The organism is Aeromonas sp. R10-1, assembly GCF_040908465.1.
GTDB classification, from domain to species: domain Bacteria; phylum Pseudomonadota; class Gammaproteobacteria; order Enterobacterales; family Aeromonadaceae; genus Aeromonas; species Aeromonas caviae.
The window spans coordinates 13,771-32,703 of record NZ_JBFODT010000026.1 but is presented as its reverse complement, the minus strand read 5'-3'; the positions used below and the strand labels follow the sequence as shown (position 1 = coordinate 32,703).

General features: G+C 61.0%; 20 protein-coding genes. 11 read left to right on the top strand and 9 right to left on the bottom strand.

The genetic code is table 11. The annotated features are described in order from the left end of the window. Positions 1-87 precede the first annotated feature (87 nt). Together AB5Y93_RS13815 and AB5Y93_RS13810 are read right to left on the bottom strand one after the other, a co-directional pair. Positions 88-1,278: a glycine C-acetyltransferase gene (locus AB5Y93_RS13815; protein WP_368229638.1), complete on the bottom strand. Its 1,191-nt coding sequence runs from the start codon at positions 1,276-1,278 to the stop codon at positions 88-90. Between the two features lie 183 nt (positions 1,279-1,461). Continuing rightward, positions 1,462-2,106: a TetR/AcrR family transcriptional regulator gene (locus AB5Y93_RS13810; RefSeq protein ID WP_010672429.1), complete on the bottom strand. Its 645-nt coding sequence runs from the start codon at positions 2,104-2,106 to the stop codon at positions 1,462-1,464. A 154-nt stretch (positions 2,107-2,260) separates the two neighbouring features. Between AB5Y93_RS13810 and rfaD the strand changes: the two genes are divergently transcribed. Genes rfaD through AB5Y93_RS13785 form a run of 5 tightly spaced genes read left to right on the top strand, consistent with a single transcriptional unit; the run spans position 2,261 to position 7,782 of the window. Further along, the gene (gene rfaD / locus AB5Y93_RS13805) at positions 2,261-3,220 is read left to right on the top strand and encodes an ADP-glyceromanno-heptose 6-epimerase (RefSeq protein ID WP_039041134.1); all 960 of its coding nucleotides are present in this window, start codon (positions 2,261-2,263) and stop codon (positions 3,218-3,220) included. A gap of 49 nt (positions 3,221-3,269) precedes the next feature. Next, entirely contained in the window at positions 3,270-5,033 is a 1,764-nt protein-coding gene (locus AB5Y93_RS13800; RefSeq protein WP_368229636.1) for a polysaccharide deacetylase family protein, read from the top strand. A 22-nt stretch (positions 5,034-5,055) separates the two neighbouring features. Continuing rightward, positions 5,056-6,378: an O-antigen ligase family protein gene (locus AB5Y93_RS13795; RefSeq protein ID WP_368229643.1), complete on the top strand. Its 1,323-nt coding sequence runs from the start codon at positions 5,056-5,058 to the stop codon at positions 6,376-6,378. Further along, positions 6,359-7,090 carry a glycosyltransferase family 25 protein gene (locus AB5Y93_RS13790; protein WP_042864640.1) on the top strand — a complete coding sequence of 244 codons (732 nt, stop codon included), beginning with the start codon at positions 6,359-6,361 and terminating at the stop codon, positions 7,088-7,090. The genes AB5Y93_RS13795 and AB5Y93_RS13790 overlap by 20 nt, the downstream gene beginning before the upstream one ends. Next, a complete protein-coding gene (locus AB5Y93_RS13785) occupies positions 7,087-7,782 on the top strand; it encodes a glycosyltransferase family 32 protein (RefSeq protein ID WP_039041138.1) in 696 nt (231 codons plus the stop codon). Before AB5Y93_RS13790 ends, AB5Y93_RS13785 begins: the two co-directional genes overlap by 4 nt. Positions 7,783-7,803: 21 nt before the next feature. Here AB5Y93_RS13785 and AB5Y93_RS13780 read toward each other — a convergent pair whose 3' ends face one another. The 4 genes from AB5Y93_RS13780 to AB5Y93_RS13765 all read right to left on the bottom strand — a co-directional run bounded on the left by AB5Y93_RS13780 (position 7,804) and on the right by AB5Y93_RS13765 (position 11,149). Beyond that, positions 7,804-8,853 (bottom strand): glycosyltransferase family 9 protein, encoded by a 1,050-nt coding sequence (locus AB5Y93_RS13780; protein WP_368229635.1) that lies wholly within the window; start codon positions 8,851-8,853, stop codon positions 7,804-7,806. 215 nt (positions 8,854-9,068) lie between these two features. Then, complete coding sequence (locus tag AB5Y93_RS13775; protein WP_368229634.1) at positions 9,069-10,325, bottom strand: PTS ascorbate transporter subunit IIC; 1,257 nt, start codon at positions 10,323-10,325, stop codon at positions 9,069-9,071. Between the two features lie 60 nt (positions 10,326-10,385). Next, positions 10,386-10,673, bottom strand: coding sequence for a PTS sugar transporter subunit IIB (locus AB5Y93_RS13770; protein WP_016349013.1), 288 nt, complete (start codon positions 10,671-10,673; stop codon positions 10,386-10,388). Between the two features lie 32 nt (positions 10,674-10,705). Next, positions 10,706-11,149, bottom strand: coding sequence for a PTS sugar transporter subunit IIA (locus tag AB5Y93_RS13765; protein WP_368229633.1), 444 nt, complete (start codon positions 11,147-11,149; stop codon positions 10,706-10,708). Between the two features lie 252 nt (positions 11,150-11,401). Between AB5Y93_RS13765 and AB5Y93_RS13760 the strand changes: the two genes are divergently transcribed. The 3 genes from AB5Y93_RS13760 to AB5Y93_RS13750 all read left to right on the top strand — a co-directional run bounded on the left by AB5Y93_RS13760 (position 11,402) and on the right by AB5Y93_RS13750 (position 13,319). Then, positions 11,402-12,424, top strand: a complete 1,023-nt coding sequence (locus AB5Y93_RS13760; RefSeq protein ID WP_201997592.1) for a LacI family DNA-binding transcriptional regulator — start codon at positions 11,402-11,404, stop codon at positions 12,422-12,424. Between the two features lie 265 nt (positions 12,425-12,689). Continuing rightward, positions 12,690-12,812, top strand: coding sequence for a hypothetical protein (locus tag AB5Y93_RS13755; protein ID WP_010672437.1), 123 nt, complete (start codon positions 12,690-12,692; stop codon positions 12,810-12,812). Positions 12,813-12,980: 168 nt separating this feature from the next. Further along, complete coding sequence (locus tag AB5Y93_RS13750) at positions 12,981-13,319, top strand: DUF2799 domain-containing protein (protein ID WP_010672438.1); 339 nt, start codon at positions 12,981-12,983, stop codon at positions 13,317-13,319. Positions 13,320-13,376: 57 nt separating this feature from the next. Here AB5Y93_RS13750 and AB5Y93_RS13745 read toward each other — a convergent pair whose 3' ends face one another. Beyond that, positions 13,377-13,547, bottom strand: coding sequence for a hypothetical protein (locus AB5Y93_RS13745; protein ID WP_010672439.1), 171 nt, complete (start codon positions 13,545-13,547; stop codon positions 13,377-13,379). Positions 13,548-13,603: 56 nt separating this feature from the next. Continuing rightward, entirely contained in the window at positions 13,604-14,035 is a 432-nt protein-coding gene (locus tag AB5Y93_RS13740; protein WP_262000071.1) for a flagellar basal body-associated FliL family protein, read from the bottom strand. Between the two features lie 145 nt (positions 14,036-14,180). Between AB5Y93_RS13740 and AB5Y93_RS13735 the strand changes: the two genes are divergently transcribed. Together AB5Y93_RS13735 and ubiA are read left to right on the top strand one after the other, a co-directional pair. Further along, positions 14,181-14,732, top strand: coding sequence for a chorismate lyase (locus AB5Y93_RS13735; RefSeq protein ID WP_323582315.1), 552 nt, complete (start codon positions 14,181-14,183; stop codon positions 14,730-14,732). Continuing rightward, positions 14,729-15,592: a 4-hydroxybenzoate octaprenyltransferase gene (gene ubiA, locus AB5Y93_RS13730; RefSeq protein WP_042864636.1), complete on the top strand. Its 864-nt coding sequence runs from the start codon at positions 14,729-14,731 to the stop codon at positions 15,590-15,592. Before AB5Y93_RS13735 ends, ubiA begins: the two co-directional genes overlap by 4 nt. 64 nt (positions 15,593-15,656) lie before the next feature. Here the strand turns inward: ubiA and plsB are convergent, their stop codons facing one another. Next, positions 15,657-18,080, bottom strand: a complete 2,424-nt coding sequence (gene plsB, locus AB5Y93_RS13725; RefSeq protein WP_010672443.1) for a glycerol-3-phosphate 1-O-acyltransferase PlsB — start codon at positions 18,078-18,080, stop codon at positions 15,657-15,659. A gap of 204 nt (positions 18,081-18,284) precedes the next feature. Between plsB and lexA the strand changes: the two genes are divergently transcribed. Beyond that, complete coding sequence (gene lexA, locus AB5Y93_RS13720; protein ID WP_010672444.1) at positions 18,285-18,911, top strand: transcriptional repressor LexA; 627 nt, start codon at positions 18,285-18,287, stop codon at positions 18,909-18,911. Positions 18,912-18,933 lie beyond the last annotated feature (22 nt).

Below are 18,933 nucleotides of genomic sequence, written 5' to 3'. Positions count from 1 at the left end.
CAGATTCCTCACGGCGCCATGCCGGGTACAGAGGGTAATAAAATGGGGCCCAACCTTGGCCCCCGTTTTAATCAGCCAGCCATGTGATCAAATCACACCGAGCTCGCGACCGATGCGAATGAAGGCATCGATCGCCTTGTCCAGTTGCTCCCGGGTATGGGCGGCGGACATCTGGGTCCGGATGCGCGCCTGACCCTTGGGTACCACGGGGAAGGAGAAGCCCACCACGTAGATACCGGCGTCCAGCATGCGGCTCGCCATCTCGGCGGCCAGTTTGGCATCCCCCAGCATGACCGGAATGATGGCGTGATCGGCACCGGCCAGGGTAAAGCCGGCGGCGCTCATGCGCTCGCGGAAGTAGGCACTGTTCTCCTTGAGGCGGGCACGCAGGTCGTGACCCTCGGCCAGCATGTCGATCACCTTGATGGTGGCCGAGACGATGGAGGGTGCCAGGGAGTTGGAGAAGAGGTAGGGACGGGAGCGCTGACGCAACCAGTCGATCACCTCTTTCTTGCCGGAGGTGTAGCCACCGGACGCGCCACCCAGCGCCTTGCCCAGGGTACCGGTGATGATGTCGACCCGTTCCATCACCTCGCAGTATTCGTGGGTGCCGCGGCCGTTCTCACCGATGAAGCCGACGGCGTGGGAGTCATCCACCATCACCAGCGCATCGTACTTGTCGGCCAGATCGCAGATGGATTTGAGGTCGGCGATGACGCCATCCATGGAGAAGACACCGTCGGTGGCGATCAGTTTGAAGCGGGCGCCGTCGGCATCGGCCTGCTTGAGCTGGGCTTCCAGTTCGGCCATGTCGTTGTTGGCGTAGCGATAGCGCTTGGCCTTGCACAACCGCACCCCATCGATGATGGAGGCATGGTTGAGGGCGTCGGAGATGATGGCGTCTTCGGCACCGAATAGGGTCTCGAACAGACCGCCGTTGGCGTCGAAGCAGGAGGAGTAGAGGATGCTGTCTTCGGTGCCGAGGAAGGCGGACAGCTTCTGCTCCAGCTCCTTGTGCTGGTCCTGGGTACCGCAGATGAAGCGCACGGAGGCCATGCCGAAGCCGTGGCTCTCGAGCCCCTGATGAGCGGCGGCAATCAGGTCGGGGTGGTTGGCCAACCCCAGGTAGTTGTTGGCACAGAAGTTCAGTACCTGCTCGCCGCCCACCGCAATCTGGGCCTGCTGGGCCGAGGTGATGATGCGCTCCTGCTTGTATAGCCCTTCCGCCTTGACCTGTTCGAGCAGTTCGGTCAGGTGACGATAGAATCCGTTAGACATCCTCGGTCCTCATTGCTGTATCGACTGTGTTATCAGGATCCCAGGCCGTGCAACCCGCACGGTTCGGCGTCGTCACGGTCGCGACGAAACGCCGACAGACCCTAGAATGGGCAACATTTTACTGTAATCCCTGCGTATAAATTCAAATTTTTATGCTGATAATCAACAATTGTGAAACAGATCTCACCCGGCTGGTTGGGCCAGTTGGTGATAATGTTGCTCCAGTTGATGTATCTGGGGGGCCACCTGTGGCTGCACGTAGGGGCGCAGCAAAAACAGCACCCGCAAGACCCCCTGGTAGAGCAGGGGTTTGGTGATGCGGGTGGCCGGGGCCTGGGCGATCTGGAACGGGATCCAGCAGGTGACGACCATCTTGATGGTCTGGCCGAGATCCGGCAGGTCTTCATCGCTGACGGCGATGATGCCGCCTTCGCGCAGGCTTCTGAGCAGCGTCTCCACGGTGGCACGGAGCTGCTCCTGTGCCTTGAGGTATTTCTGCTGCAGCAGCTCGTCGCGACTCAGGATGTCCGGCAGATTCGCGTAGAAGAAGCGGAACTGCCACATCAAATAGAAGATGGCATCCAGGTAGCCCATCAGATCCTCCAGCCGGATCTCGCTGCTGCGGATCGGAGTGAAGCTGTCGCTCAGGTGGCGGGCGTACTGATCGAAGATGGAGTGGATGATGTCTTCTTTGTTTCTGAAGTGGTAGTAAAGGTTGCCCGGGCTGATGCCAAGGTGTGCGGCAATATGGTTGGTGGTGATGTTGCGCTCGCCCTGATCGTTGAACAGCTCGGTGGCGCTGTGGATGATCCTGTCTCTGGTCTTCATCGCTGCTCCCTCTGCCGGGCCCTAAGGGGAAAAGTCATCGAGGTCGAATCCCCTTGCGGCCCGTGATAAACTTTTCGGCAATTTCAAATTGGCCCACTATACACAGCTTTAACAGGCAGTCACACGGGGCCACAACGTACGCGAGGCAAACTCCATGATCGTAGTAACTGGCGGTGCTGGCTTTATCGGCAGCAATCTGGTCAAGCAGCTGAACGCTCAAGGACGGACCGATATCGTGGTCATTGATGACCTGACCGACGGCACCAAGTTCGTCAACCTGGTCGACCTCACCATCGCCGATTACATGGACAAGGACGAGTTCCAGGCGCGGATCGTCTCCGGTGACGAATTCGAGGAGTGGGATGACGGCATCGAGGTGATCTTCCACGAAGGCGCCTGCTCCGCGACCACCGAGTGGAACGGCAAGTTCATCATGGAGGTCAACTACGAGTACTCCAAGGATCTGTTCCACTACTGCATCGAGCGGGAAATTCCGTTCATCTACGCCTCTTCCGCCGCGACCTATGGCGGGCGCAACGACAACTTCATCGAAGATCCCAGGTTCGAGCAGCCCCTCAACGTCTACGGCTACTCCAAGCAGCTGTTCGATCAGTACGTGCGTCGCTGGATGCCGGAGATCAACTCTCAGGTGGTGGGTCTCAAGTACTTCAACGTCTATGGTCCCCGCGAGCAGCACAAGGGCTCCATGGCGTCCGTGGCCTTCCACCTCAATACCCAGGTGAAGCAGGGTGACAATCCCAAGCTGTTCGAGGGCTGTGACGGCTTCCCGGATGGCGGCCAGATGCGCGACTTCATCTACGTGGACGACGTCTGCAAGGTGAACCTCTGGTTCTGGCAGAATCCGCAGCACTCCGGCATCTTCAACTGCGGCACCGGCCGGGCTGAGCCGTTCCAGAACGTGGCGGAAGCCGTGATCAGGCATCACCAGAAAGGCGCCATCGAATACATTCCCTTCCCGGATCACCTCAAGGGTCGCTACCAGAGCTTCACCCAGGCGGATCTCACCAAGTTGCGCGGCGTCGGCTATGACGGCGAGTTCAAGACTGTGGCCGAAGGCGTGGCCGATTACATGGCCTGGTTGAACCGGGCTTGATCCCCCTCTGACGGGTGGCTCTGGCCACCCGTCGATCGGATGCGCTTGCATGAACATATTGATGGCTCTCTCCCAGCTCGAAGTGACGGGCGCGGAGGTCTATGCCACCACGGTCGGCAACGAGCTGACCCGCCGTGGCCACCAGGTTTTCTACGTCTCTGACACCCTGACCAAACCGACTCTGGGGCCGGTCTTTCGGTTGCGCTTCAACAAGCGCAGCATCCTGCGCCGCTTCTGGCACGTCTTCTATCTCATCTATCTGATCCGCAAGCACAGGATCCAGCTTGTACACGCCCATTCGCGCGCCTCGGGCTGGAGCAGCTACGTCGCCTGTAAACTGACCGGCACCCCCATGATCACCACGGTGCACGGGCGCCAGCCGGTACACGCCTCCCGCAAGGCATTCCATGCGCTGGGCTATCGGGCGGTGGCAGTGTGCGAGGATATCGCCAGCCAGATCATCGACAACCTGGGGGTGGACCCGGCCATGGTGCAGGTGCTGCGCAACGGCATCGAGACCGACAAGTTCCAGCCCGTGCCGATACCGGACAACGACAAACCGGTGATCGCCATCATTGGTCGGCTGAGCGGTCCCAAGGGGGAGCTCTGCTACCGGTTGCTGGACGAGGTACTGGATCTGGAAGCCTGCCGGGTGCGCGTCGTCAGCGGTACCCAGGTGCCGGCGCGTTTTGCCCGTTTTCAGGACAAGGTCGACTTCGTCGGTTATGTGGACGATGTGCCCGCCCTGATGGCGGGCTGCGATCTGGTGATCGGTGCCGGTCGGGTGGCTATGGAGGCGCTGCTGTGCGGTCGTCCGGCGTTTGCCATCGGCGAAGCCAGGGCCATCGGTCTGGTGACGGAGCAGAATCTGGACGAGGCGCTTGCCAGCAACTTCGGCGACATCGGCCCCAGGGATCTGGCCATCGATTTTGCCGGTCTGAAGGCGCAGATCCCTTCGGCGCTGGCCTCCAAGGTGGTGCCAGACCCAGTGCGTCAACGGATCCTGCAAGAGTATGATTTGCAAGGCGTCGTGACCGGGCTGGAATCCGTCTATCAGGATGCCGTGGTCGAGACCCTGCGCCGGGAGATGCCGGTCATCATGTATCACCGCTTCATCGAGCACGAGAGCGAAAAGGGAGTGCATGGCACCTGGCTCCCGGTCGCCATGTTCGAGAAGCACCTCAAGCTGATGAAGTGGCTGGGCTACGAGACGCTGACATTTGCCGACCTGGCGGAGAACGGGTTCATCCACCGGCTTCAATACGGCAAGAAGTACCTGATGATCACCGTGGACGACGGCTATCGGGACAACCTCACCCGCATGCTGCCGCTGCTGGAAAAGTATGGCTACAAGGCGGTGGTCTATGTGGTGACCGGCGAGGATCACAATCGCTGGGATGTGGAGCACCCGACCCACCCCGATACCCCGGTGACCCTGATGACCCCTGAGGAGATCAAGGCGCTGGTGGCCTCCGGTCATGTGGAGATCGGGGGCCATACCCTGACTCACCCCCGCCTGAGCACGCTCCCCCCAGAGGAGCAGGCCCACCAGATCCAGGCCAACAAGGCCTGGCTGGAGCAGTTGCTCGGCCATCCCCTGATCTCGTTTGCCTATCCTTACGGGGATCTGAACGACAGTGCAAAAGCCCAGGCCGTTGCCGCCGGTTATCGCTATGCTGTGGCCACCAACAGCGGCCCCAGAGCCATGCACCGGGATCCGTTCCAGATCCGCCGGATCGCCATCTTCCCCCGCACCGACATGTTCGGCCTGTGGCGCAAGATCCGTGGCAACTATGTCTTCCGAAAAACCTGACAGGGAATACACCTTGCTCCGTATGACAGATCATGACTCATCGACGAGTGACGATTTTCTCCGCATCTTTCACGGCCAGGCGTTCGGCAACTTCATCTTCCTGAATATTCTGGGTTACACCCTGTTCAAGGATTCGATTCAGCTGATCGCCGACGTCTGCCAGACCATCATAGTGTTGGCCACCCTGATGGCCTTCTATGTGGAGAGGGCCTTCTTTACAAGGAACAGGATCTTTCAACTGCTCTGTCTGGCCTTGGTGGTACAGAGCCTGAGCTGGGTCGCATCCAGACAGTTCGTGCCCGAGTATGCCCTCAAATACCCTTCTGTGAAGTCGATGGCATACCTCTTCTTCTTCCTTGGTCTCGCCTACTGGCTGAAGGGGGACCCGCGCCGCATTGTCATCACCCTGCTGACCTTCTGCCTCGGTGTCATTTTCACCTTTGCCTATCACTCCTCCTTCTTCTCCATCGTGGAGACAGGTCTTGATGGGGCCAGGGTAGATTTCAATTACCGCAATGCCCAGCACGGCTCCCTGATCGCGGGTGCCTGCTTCCTGTTTTTTGTGCTCTTGTTGCTTACATCGAAATTCAGGAAGCTGTCGCTGGGCAATGCCGGGATTCTGCTTGGTATCCTGTTGTTCGGGGTCTTCTCCGTCATTCTGCAGTCCCGTCAGTCCTGGCTGGCGATCTCGGCTTCGCTGGCCATCCTCCCCTTGCTGGGGGGAGGAGAGCATTGGCCAAGGCGCAAGGTGGTGTTGACCTACGCCATCTTGCTGATGACCATGCTGGCGCTGTATCAGGTTTCGTTCATCCGGGAGCGGTTGCTGGCCGGCTTCGTGCATCAGGGGGATGTGCATGCCATCCTGACGGGTAACTGGAACGAGGTACGGGACTTCAGCATCGGTGTGCGATTGAAGACCTGGTTGGAGGCCATCCAGTGGTTCCTGGCTCACCCCTTCTTCGGGACAGGCTATGGCAGCCAGTCGTTGGTGATCACCCTCTCCAAGACGCTGCCTGACTACATTACCCGGGAGTTTCGTCACCTGCACAACTCCAACATGGAAACACTGGTGTGCTGGGGCATTGCCGGCTTCCTGGTGCTGTATGGCACGCTCTTCTCGGTGCTCCGCCAGGTGCTGTGCTGTCCGGTTTCGTCCCGTTTCATCAAGATGCTGGCCATCTCCTTCATCCTCTATTGGCTTATCATCAACAACTTCGAATCATTCTTCTACATGCGTTCCGGGCAGTGGGTATTCAGCGTCTTCATGGGCGCCATCTACTCGACCGCATTGCATTGGGAACTGAACAGGCTTGGAAAGGAAGGTCATGAAAATTTACGTCATTAGTCTGGACAGGGCCGTCGAGCGGCGCAGTCGTGTCGAGTCTGTGCTCTCTGCCAGAGGCATCCCCTTCGAATTTTTCAGCGCAGTGAACGGTTTTGAGGGGCTGCCCGAGCGGCTGCAGGCCCTGCCGGATGATCAGCACAGGATCCGGTTTCGCAGCAGACCGCTGACGCCCGGGGAAAAGGGGTGCTATGCCAGCCACTATCTGCTGTGGGAGAAGTGTGTCGAGCTCGACGAGCCCATCCTCATCCTGGAAGACGATTTCCTGCCCACCCAGTATTTTGAAGAGGTGGTGGGTACCCTGCCGAAGATCCACGAACAGTACGAGTACGTGAAGGTGGAACCCCAGATCGGTACCGCCACGGCCCTGACTACAGTGGACAACATGCAGCTCATGTTCTGGCACAACAACTCGTGCTGGACCACGGGATACAGCATCTCTCCCCAAGGGGCCCGCCGGTTGCTGGCCCACAGCCAGCGGTGGCTCTGTTCGGTCGACAACTTCATCGGTGAGTCCTATCGCACCGGGCTCATCTGTACCGGCCTGATTCCCTATGCCATCTACAGTCCGCGGGACATGGGCAGCGACATCCAGAATCAGGTCGTGCTGAAGAAAGTTCCGCTGGGATTCAAGTTGACCCGTGAACTCTATCGCTTCTACCGCTTCGTCAGGATGGCCCTGTGGAACATGAAACAGGCGGGGGGCAAGGCATGAGTGCGACCAACAGAACCATTCACGCCATCTGGCTCGGCAGCCGCTTGCCTCCTCTGGCGCACGTGTGCATCGATGACTGGCGCAAGCAGGGTTACGACTACAAGCTCTGGCTGGACACGGATCCGCAGGTAAAACGCTGGATACAGGAGTGCACCTTTGCCCGGGAGTGCTACCGGCGAGGCCTGCTGGCCTTCGTGACCGATTACCTGCGGCTCAAGATCCTCGCTCAGGAAGGGGGTCTGTATCTGGATACCGATGTCACCATCAACCAGGATCCCTTCCCGCTCTTCGAGTCCGTGGCCTTTGGCGTTGGCTACGAATCAGATCGGCTGATCGGCACCGCGGTCATCTACGCCAGACAAGATTCGGCCATGCTGTCCGAACTGGTGCGCTTCTATGAACAGGAGATCATGTCCTCTCCCATGTACATGGGGCCGGAGATAATGACACACCTGGTCTCGGAGAAGCTGGCATCATCAGGGGATACCGCCCTGATCGCCCCCGTGCACTATTTCTACAACTACCAGGGGGAGGCGATTCATTTCGAGCCGGCGGCAGAGCGCTACATGACCCACTGGTTCCAGCACAGCTGGAAACGCTCATCCGGTCTTGTGTTCCTGCGTGCCAAGGCCAAAGGCTGGTCAGGGTATCTCTATGAATGGCAGAAGGAGTTCTTCCGCCTGCGCAAATGACGGCGATATGGCATCACCGTGCTAGACAGTGGGCAGGGGAGCCATGTCTCCATCTGCCTGCTTGCCGGTGACGGGTGTGACTTGACTCCAGAGCTGATCCAGCTGCATCTGTACCTCGCGCACTTCCTGCTGCGGATCCTGACGACCCGTGTCGACGAAGCGATAACGGGGATGAGAGACGGGATTGGCAATGGCGGAGTGTCCGAGGGGAGAGACGATGGTGAGCAGGGGGATATCCAGCGCCTGCGCCATGTGGCGCGGTCCGGTGTCATTGCCGACGAAAAGCTGGCAATGGGCGAAAAGCCCCACCAGCTCCCGTACCGAGCGGGTCTGAACATGGTCAAACACGCTGGCCTGCAGCGCTTCTGGCAGCAGCGGCTTCAGCCCCCGGTTGTACTCCTCTTCCCCCGGTCCGCAATAGACCAGGATCTGGGCATTGTGCTCCTCGATGAGCCACTGGGCGACCTTGGCGAAGCAGTCGATGGGCCAGCGCTTGTAATGGCCGAGGGAGTTCACTCCCATGGCGATGAGTGGCCGGGTCGGGTCGACGCCAGCGGCCAGCAGGGTCTCGCGCCCCCGTTGTCTCTCCTCGTCGCTGAGCCAGAGGTAGTAGTTGCGATCCTCGCTGGCCAGCTTGAGCGGCTTGAGCAGTGAAAACCGGTCATCCACCAGGGTGCTGTTGCCCTGATGCTCGGTGTCATGGCGAAAGCGCACGATGCGGTTGTGGCCCAGGCGCCATGGGAAGGAGTCGAAGCCGATCCGCAGGCGGGCGCCGGAGAAGAGACAGGTGAGCAGGCCTATCATCTGGCCCTGGCTGTTGATCACCACATCGTAGCGTTCGCGGCGAATGCCCAGCAGCAAATCCTTCATATAGCGCCACTCGTTGCGGCGCGCCTTCTCGATGACGATCAATCGATCGATGTTGGGGTTTCCCTCTGCCATGCCCGCGCAGTAATCCATGACCAGATAGTGAACTTCCCCGGCAGGGTCGTGCTGCTTGAGGTTGTTGCACAGTGCGGTGGAGATCAGCACATCTCCTATCTGTTTGGTTTGTACTACCAGGTATTTCATGGAAAGGGCCTCGAGCGAGGTCGGGTTGAACGTCAGCGCATCAGCATATCGCACTCCCCTGTCAGATGCTGCCGCTATGGGGTGAAAATCCGATCCAACGCACTGTGTTTGCACATATTTTCGACGTTGTTCTGGCTGGTGGGGCCCGGCTGGCAGTGCGGGAAGATGAGCGGGGGCATGGCACCGTCGGCCATGCCCCCGATGGGCAAGAGTGATCAGCGTACGATGAGGCCGAGCAGGATCCCCACCACGCCGAAGTCGGCATCGCTGAAGGTGGTGTTGGCAAAGCCGAGATCCCCCAGCACCGGCAGCAGGAACACCGGCAGGAAGGTGATCAGCAGGCCGTTGGCGAAGGCACCGAGTAGAGCGCCGCGACGACCGCCGGTGGCATTGCCGAACACCCCGGCCGCCGCACCGACAAAGAAGTGCGGCACGACGCCTGGAATGATGACGGTGAGCCCCAGCAGGTAGAGCAGCACCATGCCCGCCAGACCGGCGGCGAAGCTCGACAGGAAGCCGATCAGCACCGCATTGGGGGCGTAGGGGAAGACGATGGGGCAGTCCAGCGCCGGCTTGGCGTTGGGCACCAGCTTGTCGGAGATCCCCTTGAAGGCCGGCACGATTTCGGCGATGACCATCCGCACCCCCTGCAGGATCACGTAGACCCCGGCGGCGAAGGTGATGGACTGCATCAGGGAGAACATGAACCAGTGCTTGCCCTTGGCGACGCTGGCGACGAACTCGGGCCCGGCGAAGGCGGAGGTGATGAGGAAGATGATGCCCATGGTGAAGGAGATGGCCACCGGGGTATCGCGCAGGAACAGCAGGCTCTTGGGCACCTGCACCTCTTCGCTGCTGTGGGCTTTGTTGCCGAACTTGGCGCCGATCCAGCCGGCCAGCACGTAGGAGCAGGTGGAGAAGTGGCCGAGCGCCACGTCATCGGAGCCGGTGATCTGCTTCATGTAGGGGTGGGCGAGGGCCGGGAACAGCACCATGGTCACGCCGACCACCAGGCTGCCCACCGCGATGAGCGGGATGCCGCTCATGCCGCCGGCGGAGAGGATGGCCGCCACCATCATCGACATGAAGAGAGTGTGGTGGCCGGTCAGGAAAATGAATTTCCACGGGGTGAGCCGGGCGATCAGGATGTTCACCAGCATGGCGAAGAACATGATCATCGCCATCTCCTTGCCGAACGACTGCTGGGCGATGGAGACGATGGCCTCGTTGTTGGGCACCACCCCCTTGATGCCGAAGGCGTGCTGGAAGATGGTGGCGAAGTCGCCCAGCGAGTTCACCACTAGGGTGGCGCCGGCTCCCAGGATGACGAAGCCCATTATGGTCTTGACCGTGCCCTTGATGCACTCGGTCACCGGTTTCTTCTGGGCGATCAGGCCGATGAGGGCGATGAGGCCAACCAGCACGGCCGGCTCCGACAGCACGTCAAACATCAGAAAATTGAAAAATTCCATGGTCAGCTCCAAGCAGATGGAAGCGGCGGCTCACCGGCCGCCCAGACAGTCGCAAAGGGGTTAGAGTGCGCCCAGCTCGCGCAGGGCGATGGCGAGTTTTTCTTTCATGGCGGCCTTGTCGACCATGTTGTCCAGCGATACCAGCCGGCCGTCGACCCCCATGCTGACCAGCTGTTCGGCGATGTCGCGGGTGGCGACAAAGATCTCGGCGCTCTCGCTGCCGGCAGAGGCGAGATCCCGGTGATCCACCTCGGCCGTCACGGCCAGCTCCTTGAGAATGCTCTTGATGCTCATCTCCATCATCAGGCTGGTGCCCAGGCCGTGTCCGCATACAACCAGAATTTTCATGCTCTCTTCCTCTGTCGGGCGCAGGGCGCCACTCAATAACGCGCCAGGATGCGCAAGATGTCGTCTTTGCTGGTGGCCGCCATGATGGCTGCCACGTCTTCTTCATTCATGAACAGCTCGGCCAGCTGGGCGATGGTCTCCACGTGGGAGTTGCTGTCGCTGGCGGCCAGGGTGACCAGCAGCCGCACCGGGTCGTTGCCCTCGGAGCCGAAGTTGACCCCCTCTTTCAGCACGGTCAGCGCCAGTCCCAACCGGTTGACGCCGTCTTCCGGGCGGGCGTGGGGCATGGCCAGGCCCGGTCCCAGCACGTAGTAGGGGCCGAGCTCCTCGTGGGAGCGATAGAGCGCCGCCACATAGGAGGGCTCTATGGTGCCGTTGGCCAGCAGGGGGGCGGTGGCCAGCTCGATGGCGTGGCGCCAGTCGCGGGCGCCCGCTTCGATGGAAATGACCTGCTCGGTCAGCAATTGGGTCAGCATGGCAGTGTCCGGGCTGGATAGGATGGCGCCAATCTAGCGATCTTGCCCCTTGATAACTGTGAGCTTGATCCCGAAAGTTAGCGCTACCAGATAGCGCTAACATTGATCTGTAATAGCGCTATCATTTCTCTCACAGGAGGGATTCATCCTGCCCCTTGTCGGCTTCAAAGAAGGTAAAATCCGGTTTGAGCAAATAGTCAGTGCCCCGCTTTTGCCTTAAAGTGAATGCCCGTATGCCGAGGAAGGGAAAGGATGTCAGAAGCGAAAAAACGCCGCAGCACGGGTCGGGTGACCCTCAACGACGTGGCCCAGTTGGCTGGGGTGGGAGCCATGACGGTGTCGCGCGCCCTGCGCACCCCCGAGCTGGTGTCCGACAAGATGCGCGAGCGCATCGAGGCGGCGGTGGATGAACTCGGCTATATCCCCAATCGGGCGGCGGGGGCGCTGGCGTCCGCCACTTCCCAGACCATAGTGGTCATCGTCCCCAGCCTGGCGGAGCGCGCCTGCGGTGACATGATTGCCGGGCTGCAGCAGACCCTGCTCGCCGAGGGCTATCAGATCATGCTGGGGGATGCCCAGCACCTGAAGCAGCAGGAGGCCAGCCTGCTCAGCAATTTCCTGCAGCACAATCCGGCCGCCGTGGTGTTGTTTGGGGGGGATCCCGGGGAGGTCATCCGGCAGCGCCTGCAGGCGGCTCGCTTGCCGGTGGTGGAGGTGGGAGCCATGGCGCGCCATCCCATCGACATGAACGTCGGGGTCTCCAACTTCGATGCCGGTTATCAGCTGACCCGCCACCTCATCGAGCGCGGTCATCGCAACATCGGCTTTCTCTGTGCCCGCCAGGAGCAGTGGATGCTGCAGCAGCGCATGCAGGGCTGGCAGAAGGCGCTGCTGGACAACTACCTCTCTCCGGACGCCATCATCAATACCTCTGAGCTGCCGAGTTTCAGCACGGGGGCGGCCATGCTGGGGGAGTTTCTGCTGCGCTGGCCCGAACTGGATGCGCTGATCTGCGTCAACGACGAGCTGGCGGCCGGGGTGCTGTTCGAATGCCAGCGCCGCCATCTGAACGTGCCGGGCAAGCTCGCCATCGCCGGTTTCGACGATCTGGATGTGGCGCGCGCCTGTCATCCTGCGCTGACTTCGGTCAGGATCCCCTATCACCAGATGGGCAGGGAGGCGGCGGAGCTGATCCTGCGCCAGCTGGCGGGCGAGGAGGTGGCCGGCATGAGCCTCGCCCTGGATTTTCAATTGCAAAAGCGTCAGAGCACCTGACGAGCGATGCCACGACAGGGCGAGGCAAGCATGTTCAAGGCGTTGTGACCGAAGACCCGGTCGGTGCACCGCCGCCCTGCGCGGGAACTGCCAGCCGACGTGTTCGCCCGGTCTGTCACCGGGTTGGAGCAGAGCGTGGATGCCACCGGAGCTATGACTCCAGGTGGCTGGCTGCACCCTGGTCAAGCTCTGAGCGGAACCACTGGCGAGCACCATTATTCTGGATAGACTTTGTAGGCCGGTGCACTATCCAAGGAGAATGAGCATGGGTACGCAGACGCCTGATTTCGATCTCGATGATGACTGGGAGCCGGAATCCTGGGAAGACGAGCTGGAGGAGCTGGATGACGAGAGCTGGCAGGACTATGACCCTCTCGACGATCAGTGACTCCCTGTAACGCCTGAGGGCGGGCCTGGTGCCCGCCCGATTTTTTGTGTGGCGAGGGGGGCAGCCCTTGGTGAGAACGGGGCGGGCTGGTTAGAATGAACTGCTCAAATGACGCTGTACGAGGCAGGCAGCGGCTCAACAACGATTCCAACGACGCCAAGGATGAATATGCGCTCACTCGTCATCATGTTTTGTGCCGCCCTGCTCGGGGGCTGTGTTTCCAACTCCGACGACCCTTGCGAGAAGGTGTGGAGCGACGTGGGAGAGGCGGACGGCAAGCTCGGTTTTGCTGGCGATCGGGTGGCATTTCACCAGACCCAGTGCGGGGAAAAAGTGGACGTTGCCCTTTGGGAGCTGGGTCGCCAGAAGGGGTTGGCCTGGTATTGCCGACCCGAGCATCTCTATCTGGCAGGACGGTCGGGAGAGGAGTATCGCGGCGTCTGTCCCAACGACGTGCAGGCCCGTCGCCTGTTTGAACAGGGTCGCCATGGCTGGACTGATCAATAAATCAGCCTTCCTCTCTCTTCTGAAATATTGCGTGAACCTCTTCGTGAGAAGAGGGACCTACCCTTCTTTATGCTTCAGCCGCAGCGGCTGGCACAGGTAATCCTTGTCATTGGCGCTGCGGGCACACTTGCCACACACGAATTTGGGTTTGCGCACAATCTTGCGCAGCGTCTTGAGATCGGCGGGGATCTCGTGACGGCGCCACTCACACAGCGTCTTGTGACCCATGACGTCCTCGACAGTGAATGCAACGGGTGAGAGGGGCAGGACCCCTCCCGGTGTGGTTACTGGTACAGGTATTTGGTGAAGATGAGCTCGCGGACCGCCTTCTTGCCCGTCTCCTTGACCAGCAGTTCGTTGACCTTGGCCTCACACTCCTTGCGCAGCTCTTCCCGGTTCACCAGGGACTTGATCTGTGCGCCCGTCTTGCTGCCAATCAGCCGGATGATGGCGTCGCGGATCAGGGGGTCGTGCTGCTCCAGCAACTTGAGGTCGGCAGCGTCCGTGGCCATCAGCTCTACCGTCACCCGTACATAGCCGAGGGTTTTGCCGTCGCCAAGGTAGTTGGTGATGATGTCCGGATCCAGTGCGTGATAGGCGAATCCCGGCTGGACGGCGGAGGAAGCGGGATCGGTGGCCTCTTCCTCATTGGCGAAGGCCTGTGTATTCAAGAGGGTACACCCCAGGGACAGCAGCAGAATTCTGATGATCTTCATCTGGATGGCTCGGCAGCGACGGATGCCCCATTTTTGATGCTGCCATCGGGGCCGTCAAGCACGGATGTTCTTACAATTCGCCATTGATTTACGGATAATAAACCGGTTTTTAACCTGACAACGGAAATCTCCGGATGGTGAAGCTGTGAAGTCCGAGTTGACTGTTCCCCTCGTCCAGCTCGTCCCGTGGCGGGCGCCTGCAGAGTGCGAACCGCCCGAGGCGCTGCGTCCCTGGTTGCTGGAGGCCGATTCCATGACCCGGCGCCTGCGTCGTTACAATCATCACCTCTCGGTGCAACTGCTCGGCAATCGCGCCGTGTCGCTGACGGTGGACGAGCAGGCGCTGGTGGCGGTGTCGGCCACCGCGGGCATGTGCCGCGAGGTGATCCTGCACGGTGATGGCGGGCCTGCCATCCTGGGTTGGACCCTGTTTGCCGAAGCGGCCTTGCAGGGGGGCGGTTTGCAGGATCTGGGAGAGCAGCCGCTGGGAGAGCGCATTTTCGGTGAGGCACCGGCGCGGCGGGATCACCTGCAACTGGCCTGTTTCGAGATAGCGAGCAATCCCTGGTGTCCGGCCGCCACCGTATGGGGGCGTCGTTCCCGCCTGTTTCTGGGGCAATGGCCACTGCTGGTCCATGAACTTTTCCTGCCCTCGCTATCGTCTCATTCGTTGCCATCGGATAAGGAGCTGGAGTGAAGCTGTTAACCAAGGAGCGGGGACTGGCCTATGCGCAGTTGGCCCGCATCGACAAGCCCATCGGTACCCTGCTGCTGCTGTGGCCGACCCTGTGGGCGCTCTGTCTGGCGGCTGGTGGCCTGCCTGACCCCTGGATCCTGACCGTGTTCGTGGTGGGCGTTTTTCTGATGCGCTCCGCCGGCTGTGTCATCAATGACTATGCGGATCGCAACTTCGACGGTCATGTCAAACGCACTGCCGGGCGACCGCTGCCCATGGGGCGGGTCGCCGAGCGGGAAGTGCTGGTACTGTTCGCCGTGCTGGCGCTTCTCTCGTTCGCCCTGGTGCTGACGTTGAACCCGCTCACCATCAGCCTGTCCTTTGCCGGTCTGCTGCTGGCGGTCTGCTACCCCTTCATGAAGCGCTTCATCCCCATCCCCCAGCTGGTGCTCGGCATGGCCTTCTCCTGGTCCATTCCCATGGCCTATGCGGCCCAGGCCAATGCCCTGCCGCCGGAAGCCTGGCTGTTGTTTCTTGCCAACCTGCTGTGGACCATCGCCTATGACACCGAGTACGCCATGGTGGACAGGGATGACGACCTCAAGCTCGGCCTGAAATCGAGCGCCATCCTGTTCGGCCGTCACGACAAGCGGATCATCGGCGCGCTGCAACTGGCGACCCTGCTGATCCTGCTGGGGATCGGGCAGCTGATGGGGCTGGGATCCGGTTATTACTGGGGACTGCTGGGGGCGGCGGCGCTGTTCGTCTACCAGCAGCGACTGATCCGGGAGCGGCAGCGGGAAGCCTGCTTCCAGGCCTTCCTCAACAACAACTACGTGGGGGCGCTGGTGCTGCTCGGGGTGATGGTTCACTACCTCTAACCCGCCCCCTTCCTTGATGAAAAAAAGGCTGCATGATGCGGCCTTTTTGTTGGGTGTCGACGCCTCAGAGCCGGTTGCCCGCCTGGATGGTGCGGCGGATCTTGTTGCTGAGCAGCGGCACTATGTTGTCGGCCAATGCCTGGAAGCGGCCGAGATCCGGTTTGCAGCCCGGATCCAGATAGCCTTCGCTGCGCAGGGTGTGGATCAGGGTGCTGAACAGCTTCTGGTCGAAGAACTCGGGGGCGTTGATGCCGTGCAGTGTACCGAGGCGCTCCGCCATCATCAGGCCGTCCGCTTCCAGCTGCTCCGCCTCGATGTGGGGCTGGGCCAGCATGCGGGTCAGCACGATGGCGTAGCGCTGCAGGGTCTCCTGGATGCTTTCGGCCAAGAGCAGCAGGCGCATCTGGTTGCCGGGGTTGACCCAGTAGCCGCCGTCGCGTGCCTCGACCAGTTGCTGGCGCAACAGCTCGGCCAGCAGGGCATCGATCAGCTCCGGTAGCTCGTCCTCTTCATAGCGCAGGAAGAGTTCGGTCTTGAGCAGGGGGTAGATGTCGACACAGCGGGCGACGATCTCGCTGCGGGAGATCCCCTCGCACCGCTCGATCAGGGCCGCCACCAGGGAGGGCATGGCGAACAGGTGCAGTATGTTGTTGCGGTAGTAGGTGAGCAGGATCGCCTGATAGCGGTCCAGGCTGATGATCTGGCCCAGCTTGTCCTCGCTCACTTCGAACTTGTTGAGCTCCATCGCCTGCTCCAGCAGGGTTCTGGCGTCCTCGTCCGGCATGGTGCTGTGCGGGCTGTAGGGCACCTGCTTGAGCAGGTCCAGATAGGTGTTGAGCTGGGCCTGGAGTTCGTCTCGGGTCAAGGCGTGGCGCTCGGCGGCCAGCAGGGCCAGGGCACTCAGGGTCAGGCCGTTGACGGCGGCGGCATCGTTGATGCGGGTCATCAGCAGCTCGGCCAGCTGGTTGACGGTGGAGGCCATCCACTCGGGGCGCTCCTCCCGGCCGATGCTCTCCTTCCAGGTGGGCACATGTTCGCCGAGATAGCTGTTGAGGGTCAGTGGTTCGCCGAAATTGACGAAGCCACGGCCATAGTTGCGCAGCTTGCGCAGGATGCCGAGCACCTGCAGGAAGCTCTCCTTCTCCTTGCGGCTCCCCTTGAGTTCGTTGTGGTAGGTATTCACCTCCATCACGTGCTCGTAGCCGAGGTAGACGGGGACCAGGGTGACCGGCCTGTCCAGCCCGCGCATCATGGCCTGCAGGGTCATGGCCAGCATGCCGGTCTTGGGGGGCAGCAGGCGACCGGTACGCGAACGCCCACCCTCGGTGAAGAATTCCACCGAATAGCCCTTGGCGAACAGCAGGTTGAGGTACTCCCGGAATACCGTGCTGTAGAGCGGATTGCCCTTGAAGGTGCGGCGGATGAAGAAGGCGCCGCCGTGGCGGAAGATGGGGCCTGCCGGCCAGAAGTTGAGGTTGATGCCCGCCGCGATGTGGGGTGGCACCATGCCCTGGTGGTAGATGACGTAGGAGAGCAGCAGGTAATCCATGTGGCTGCGATGGCAGGGGACGTAGACGATCTCGTGCCCTTCCTGGGCCAGCTGACGCACCTGCTCTGCTCCGTTGACCGAGAGGCCGCGATAGAGCTTGTTCCACAGCCAGCCGAGGAAGCTTTCCCCGAGGCGGATCAACCGATAGGAAAAATTGGAGGCGATCTCGTCCATGTAGCCGTGGGCACGCTTTTGCGCCTTCTCCAGGCTGATCCCTTCCCGTCTGGCCTCCTCCTCGATGGCCTGCTGGATCACGCTCGAATCCAGCAGTTGCTTGAACAGCAGGTTGCGGTTCGGCAACTTGGGTCCGGTGGCGGCCAGCTGTTGGCGGCTGAAGTGGGTGCGGGCCACCCGCGCCAGCTTGTGGGCGATGGCCTCGTCGGTGCCGTGCTTGTCCGCCATGTAGCGCAGGGAGAGGGGCGGGGAGAAGCGCACCAGGTTCTCGCGCCCTTTCAGGATCACGATCAGCGCCTTCTTCAGGCGGTTTGGCGCCAGGCTGCTGATGATGTTCCAGCCGGAGGCCTCCTCGCCTTCCCGGCCCGGGGCGCGGCCCCAGAACAGGGTGACGGGTACTACCTGGATGTCCAGCGCCGGATCCTGCTTGTGCAGGTCCAGCAGCTGGTGGAACTCCTGCAGGAAGGGGAGCGGCTTGTTGCGCGTGCCGAACAGGGGAGGCGGACGGTCCAGACAGACGTAGCGTGGCAGCAGCTGACCGTTCAGCTCCAGCGGCGTGAAGGGGCCGGGCAGGCCGAGATCCTCGCAGCACTGTTGCAGGGTCATCAGGTCGGTGATCGAGCTGGTCTTCAGGGCATAGACGATGGGTCTGGCCGGATCCAGCTTGAGCTCGGTGATGGGGTTTTCCGGCAGGCTCTTGTGATTGACCAAGCCGCTGACCGGCCATTGCAGGATGGCTCTGGAAATCTTCTGTCCAAGGGACATGTGCGTCTGCTCTCCAAAAAAATGCGGCGTGAGCATAGCAAATCACCGGCTGCTTGTCGCCGAGAGGTACGATGAGTCGGCACTTCAGAGCGGGGGGAGGGACAAATGTGCGTCGGGTCGCGACAAATGCCAGTTGCGCCTTGCCTTGGCCCCAGCACTGTATATACTGCCAGTGTGCTGTATAAAAAGACAGGTGCCCATGCTATGAAACCCCTTACCCCTCGCCAGGCTGAAGTACTCGAGCTCATCAAGGCGAACATGAACGAGACCGGCATGCCGCCGACTCGCGCCGAGATTGCCCAGAAGCTTGGCTTCAAGTCGGCCAACGCGGCCGAAGAACATCTGAAGGCCCTGGCCAAAAAAGGGGTCATCGAGATCATGCCGGGCACGTCCCGTGGCATTCGTCTGCTGCTCGAAGAAGAGGACGTGCAGCCTGAAGAAAACGGCCTGCCACTGATTGGCAAGGTGGCGGCCGGGGAACCCATCCTGGCCCAGGAACATATCGAGAGCCACTACCAGGTAGATCCCGCCCTGTTCCACCCGCGGGCAGACTTCCTGCTGCGGGTGCAGGGCATGAGCATGAAGAACATCGGCATCATGGACGGGGACCTGCTGGCGGTACACAAGACCCAGGAGGTACGCAACGGCCAGGTCGTGGTAGCACGGCTCGACGAGGATGTCACCGTCAAGCGCTTCCAGCGCAAGGGCAGCCAGGTGTGGCTGCTGCCGGAAAACGAAGAGCTCTCCCCCATCGAGGTGGATCTCGCCAGTCAGCACCTTACCATAGAGGGCCTGGCGGTCGGTGTAATCCGCAACGCCGACTGGATGTAAACATCCGATGCGATGAAGAGGC

Excerpts from the sequence above, each read along its gene's own strand:
- AB5Y93_RS13760 (WP_201997592.1), top strand. The coding sequence starts at position 11,402 with ATGTCAGAAGCGAAAAAACGCCGCAGCACGGGTCGGGTGACCCTCAAC.
- AB5Y93_RS13775 (WP_368229634.1), bottom strand. The coding sequence starts at position 10,325 with ATGGAATTTTTCAATTTTCTGATGTTTGACGTGCTGTCGGAGCCGGCC.
- AB5Y93_RS13785 (WP_039041138.1), top strand. The coding sequence starts at position 7,087 with ATGAGTGCGACCAACAGAACCATTCACGCCATCTGGCTCGGCAGCCGC.
- AB5Y93_RS13810 (WP_010672429.1), bottom strand. The coding sequence starts at position 2,106 with ATGAAGACCAGAGACAGGATCATCCACAGCGCCACCGAGCTGTTCAAC.
- lexA (WP_010672444.1), top strand. The coding sequence starts at position 18,285 with ATGAAACCCCTTACCCCTCGCCAGGCTGAAGTACTCGAGCTCATCAAG.
- AB5Y93_RS13755 (WP_010672437.1), top strand. The coding sequence starts at position 12,690 with ATGGGTACGCAGACGCCTGATTTCGATCTCGATGATGACTGGGAGCCG.
- AB5Y93_RS13745 (WP_010672439.1), bottom strand. The coding sequence starts at position 13,547 with ATGGGTCACAAGACGCTGTGTGAGTGGCGCCGTCACGAGATCCCCGCC.
- AB5Y93_RS13770 (WP_016349013.1), bottom strand. The coding sequence starts at position 10,673 with ATGAAAATTCTGGTTGTATGCGGACACGGCCTGGGCACCAGCCTGATG.
- AB5Y93_RS13765 (WP_368229633.1), bottom strand. The coding sequence starts at position 11,149 with ATGCTGACCCAATTGCTGACCGAGCAGGTCATTTCCATCGAAGCGGGC.
- plsB (WP_010672443.1), bottom strand. The coding sequence starts at position 18,080 with ATGTCCCTTGGACAGAAGATTTCCAGAGCCATCCTGCAATGGCCGGTC.
- AB5Y93_RS13795 (WP_368229643.1), top strand. The coding sequence starts at position 5,056 with ATGACAGATCATGACTCATCGACGAGTGACGATTTTCTCCGCATCTTT.
- AB5Y93_RS13815 (WP_368229638.1), bottom strand. The coding sequence starts at position 1,278 with ATGTCTAACGGATTCTATCGTCACCTGACCGAACTGCTCGAACAGGTC.
- AB5Y93_RS13800 (WP_368229636.1), top strand. The coding sequence starts at position 3,270 with ATGAACATATTGATGGCTCTCTCCCAGCTCGAAGTGACGGGCGCGGAG.
- AB5Y93_RS13790 (WP_042864640.1), top strand. The coding sequence starts at position 6,359 with ATGAAAATTTACGTCATTAGTCTGGACAGGGCCGTCGAGCGGCGCAGT.
- rfaD (WP_039041134.1), top strand. The coding sequence starts at position 2,261 with ATGATCGTAGTAACTGGCGGTGCTGGCTTTATCGGCAGCAATCTGGTC.
- AB5Y93_RS13750 (WP_010672438.1), top strand. The coding sequence starts at position 12,981 with ATGCGCTCACTCGTCATCATGTTTTGTGCCGCCCTGCTCGGGGGCTGT.
- AB5Y93_RS13740 (WP_262000071.1), bottom strand. The coding sequence starts at position 14,035 with ATGAAGATCATCAGAATTCTGCTGCTGTCCCTGGGGTGTACCCTCTTG.
- AB5Y93_RS13780 (WP_368229635.1), bottom strand. The coding sequence starts at position 8,853 with ATGAAATACCTGGTAGTACAAACCAAACAGATAGGAGATGTGCTGATC.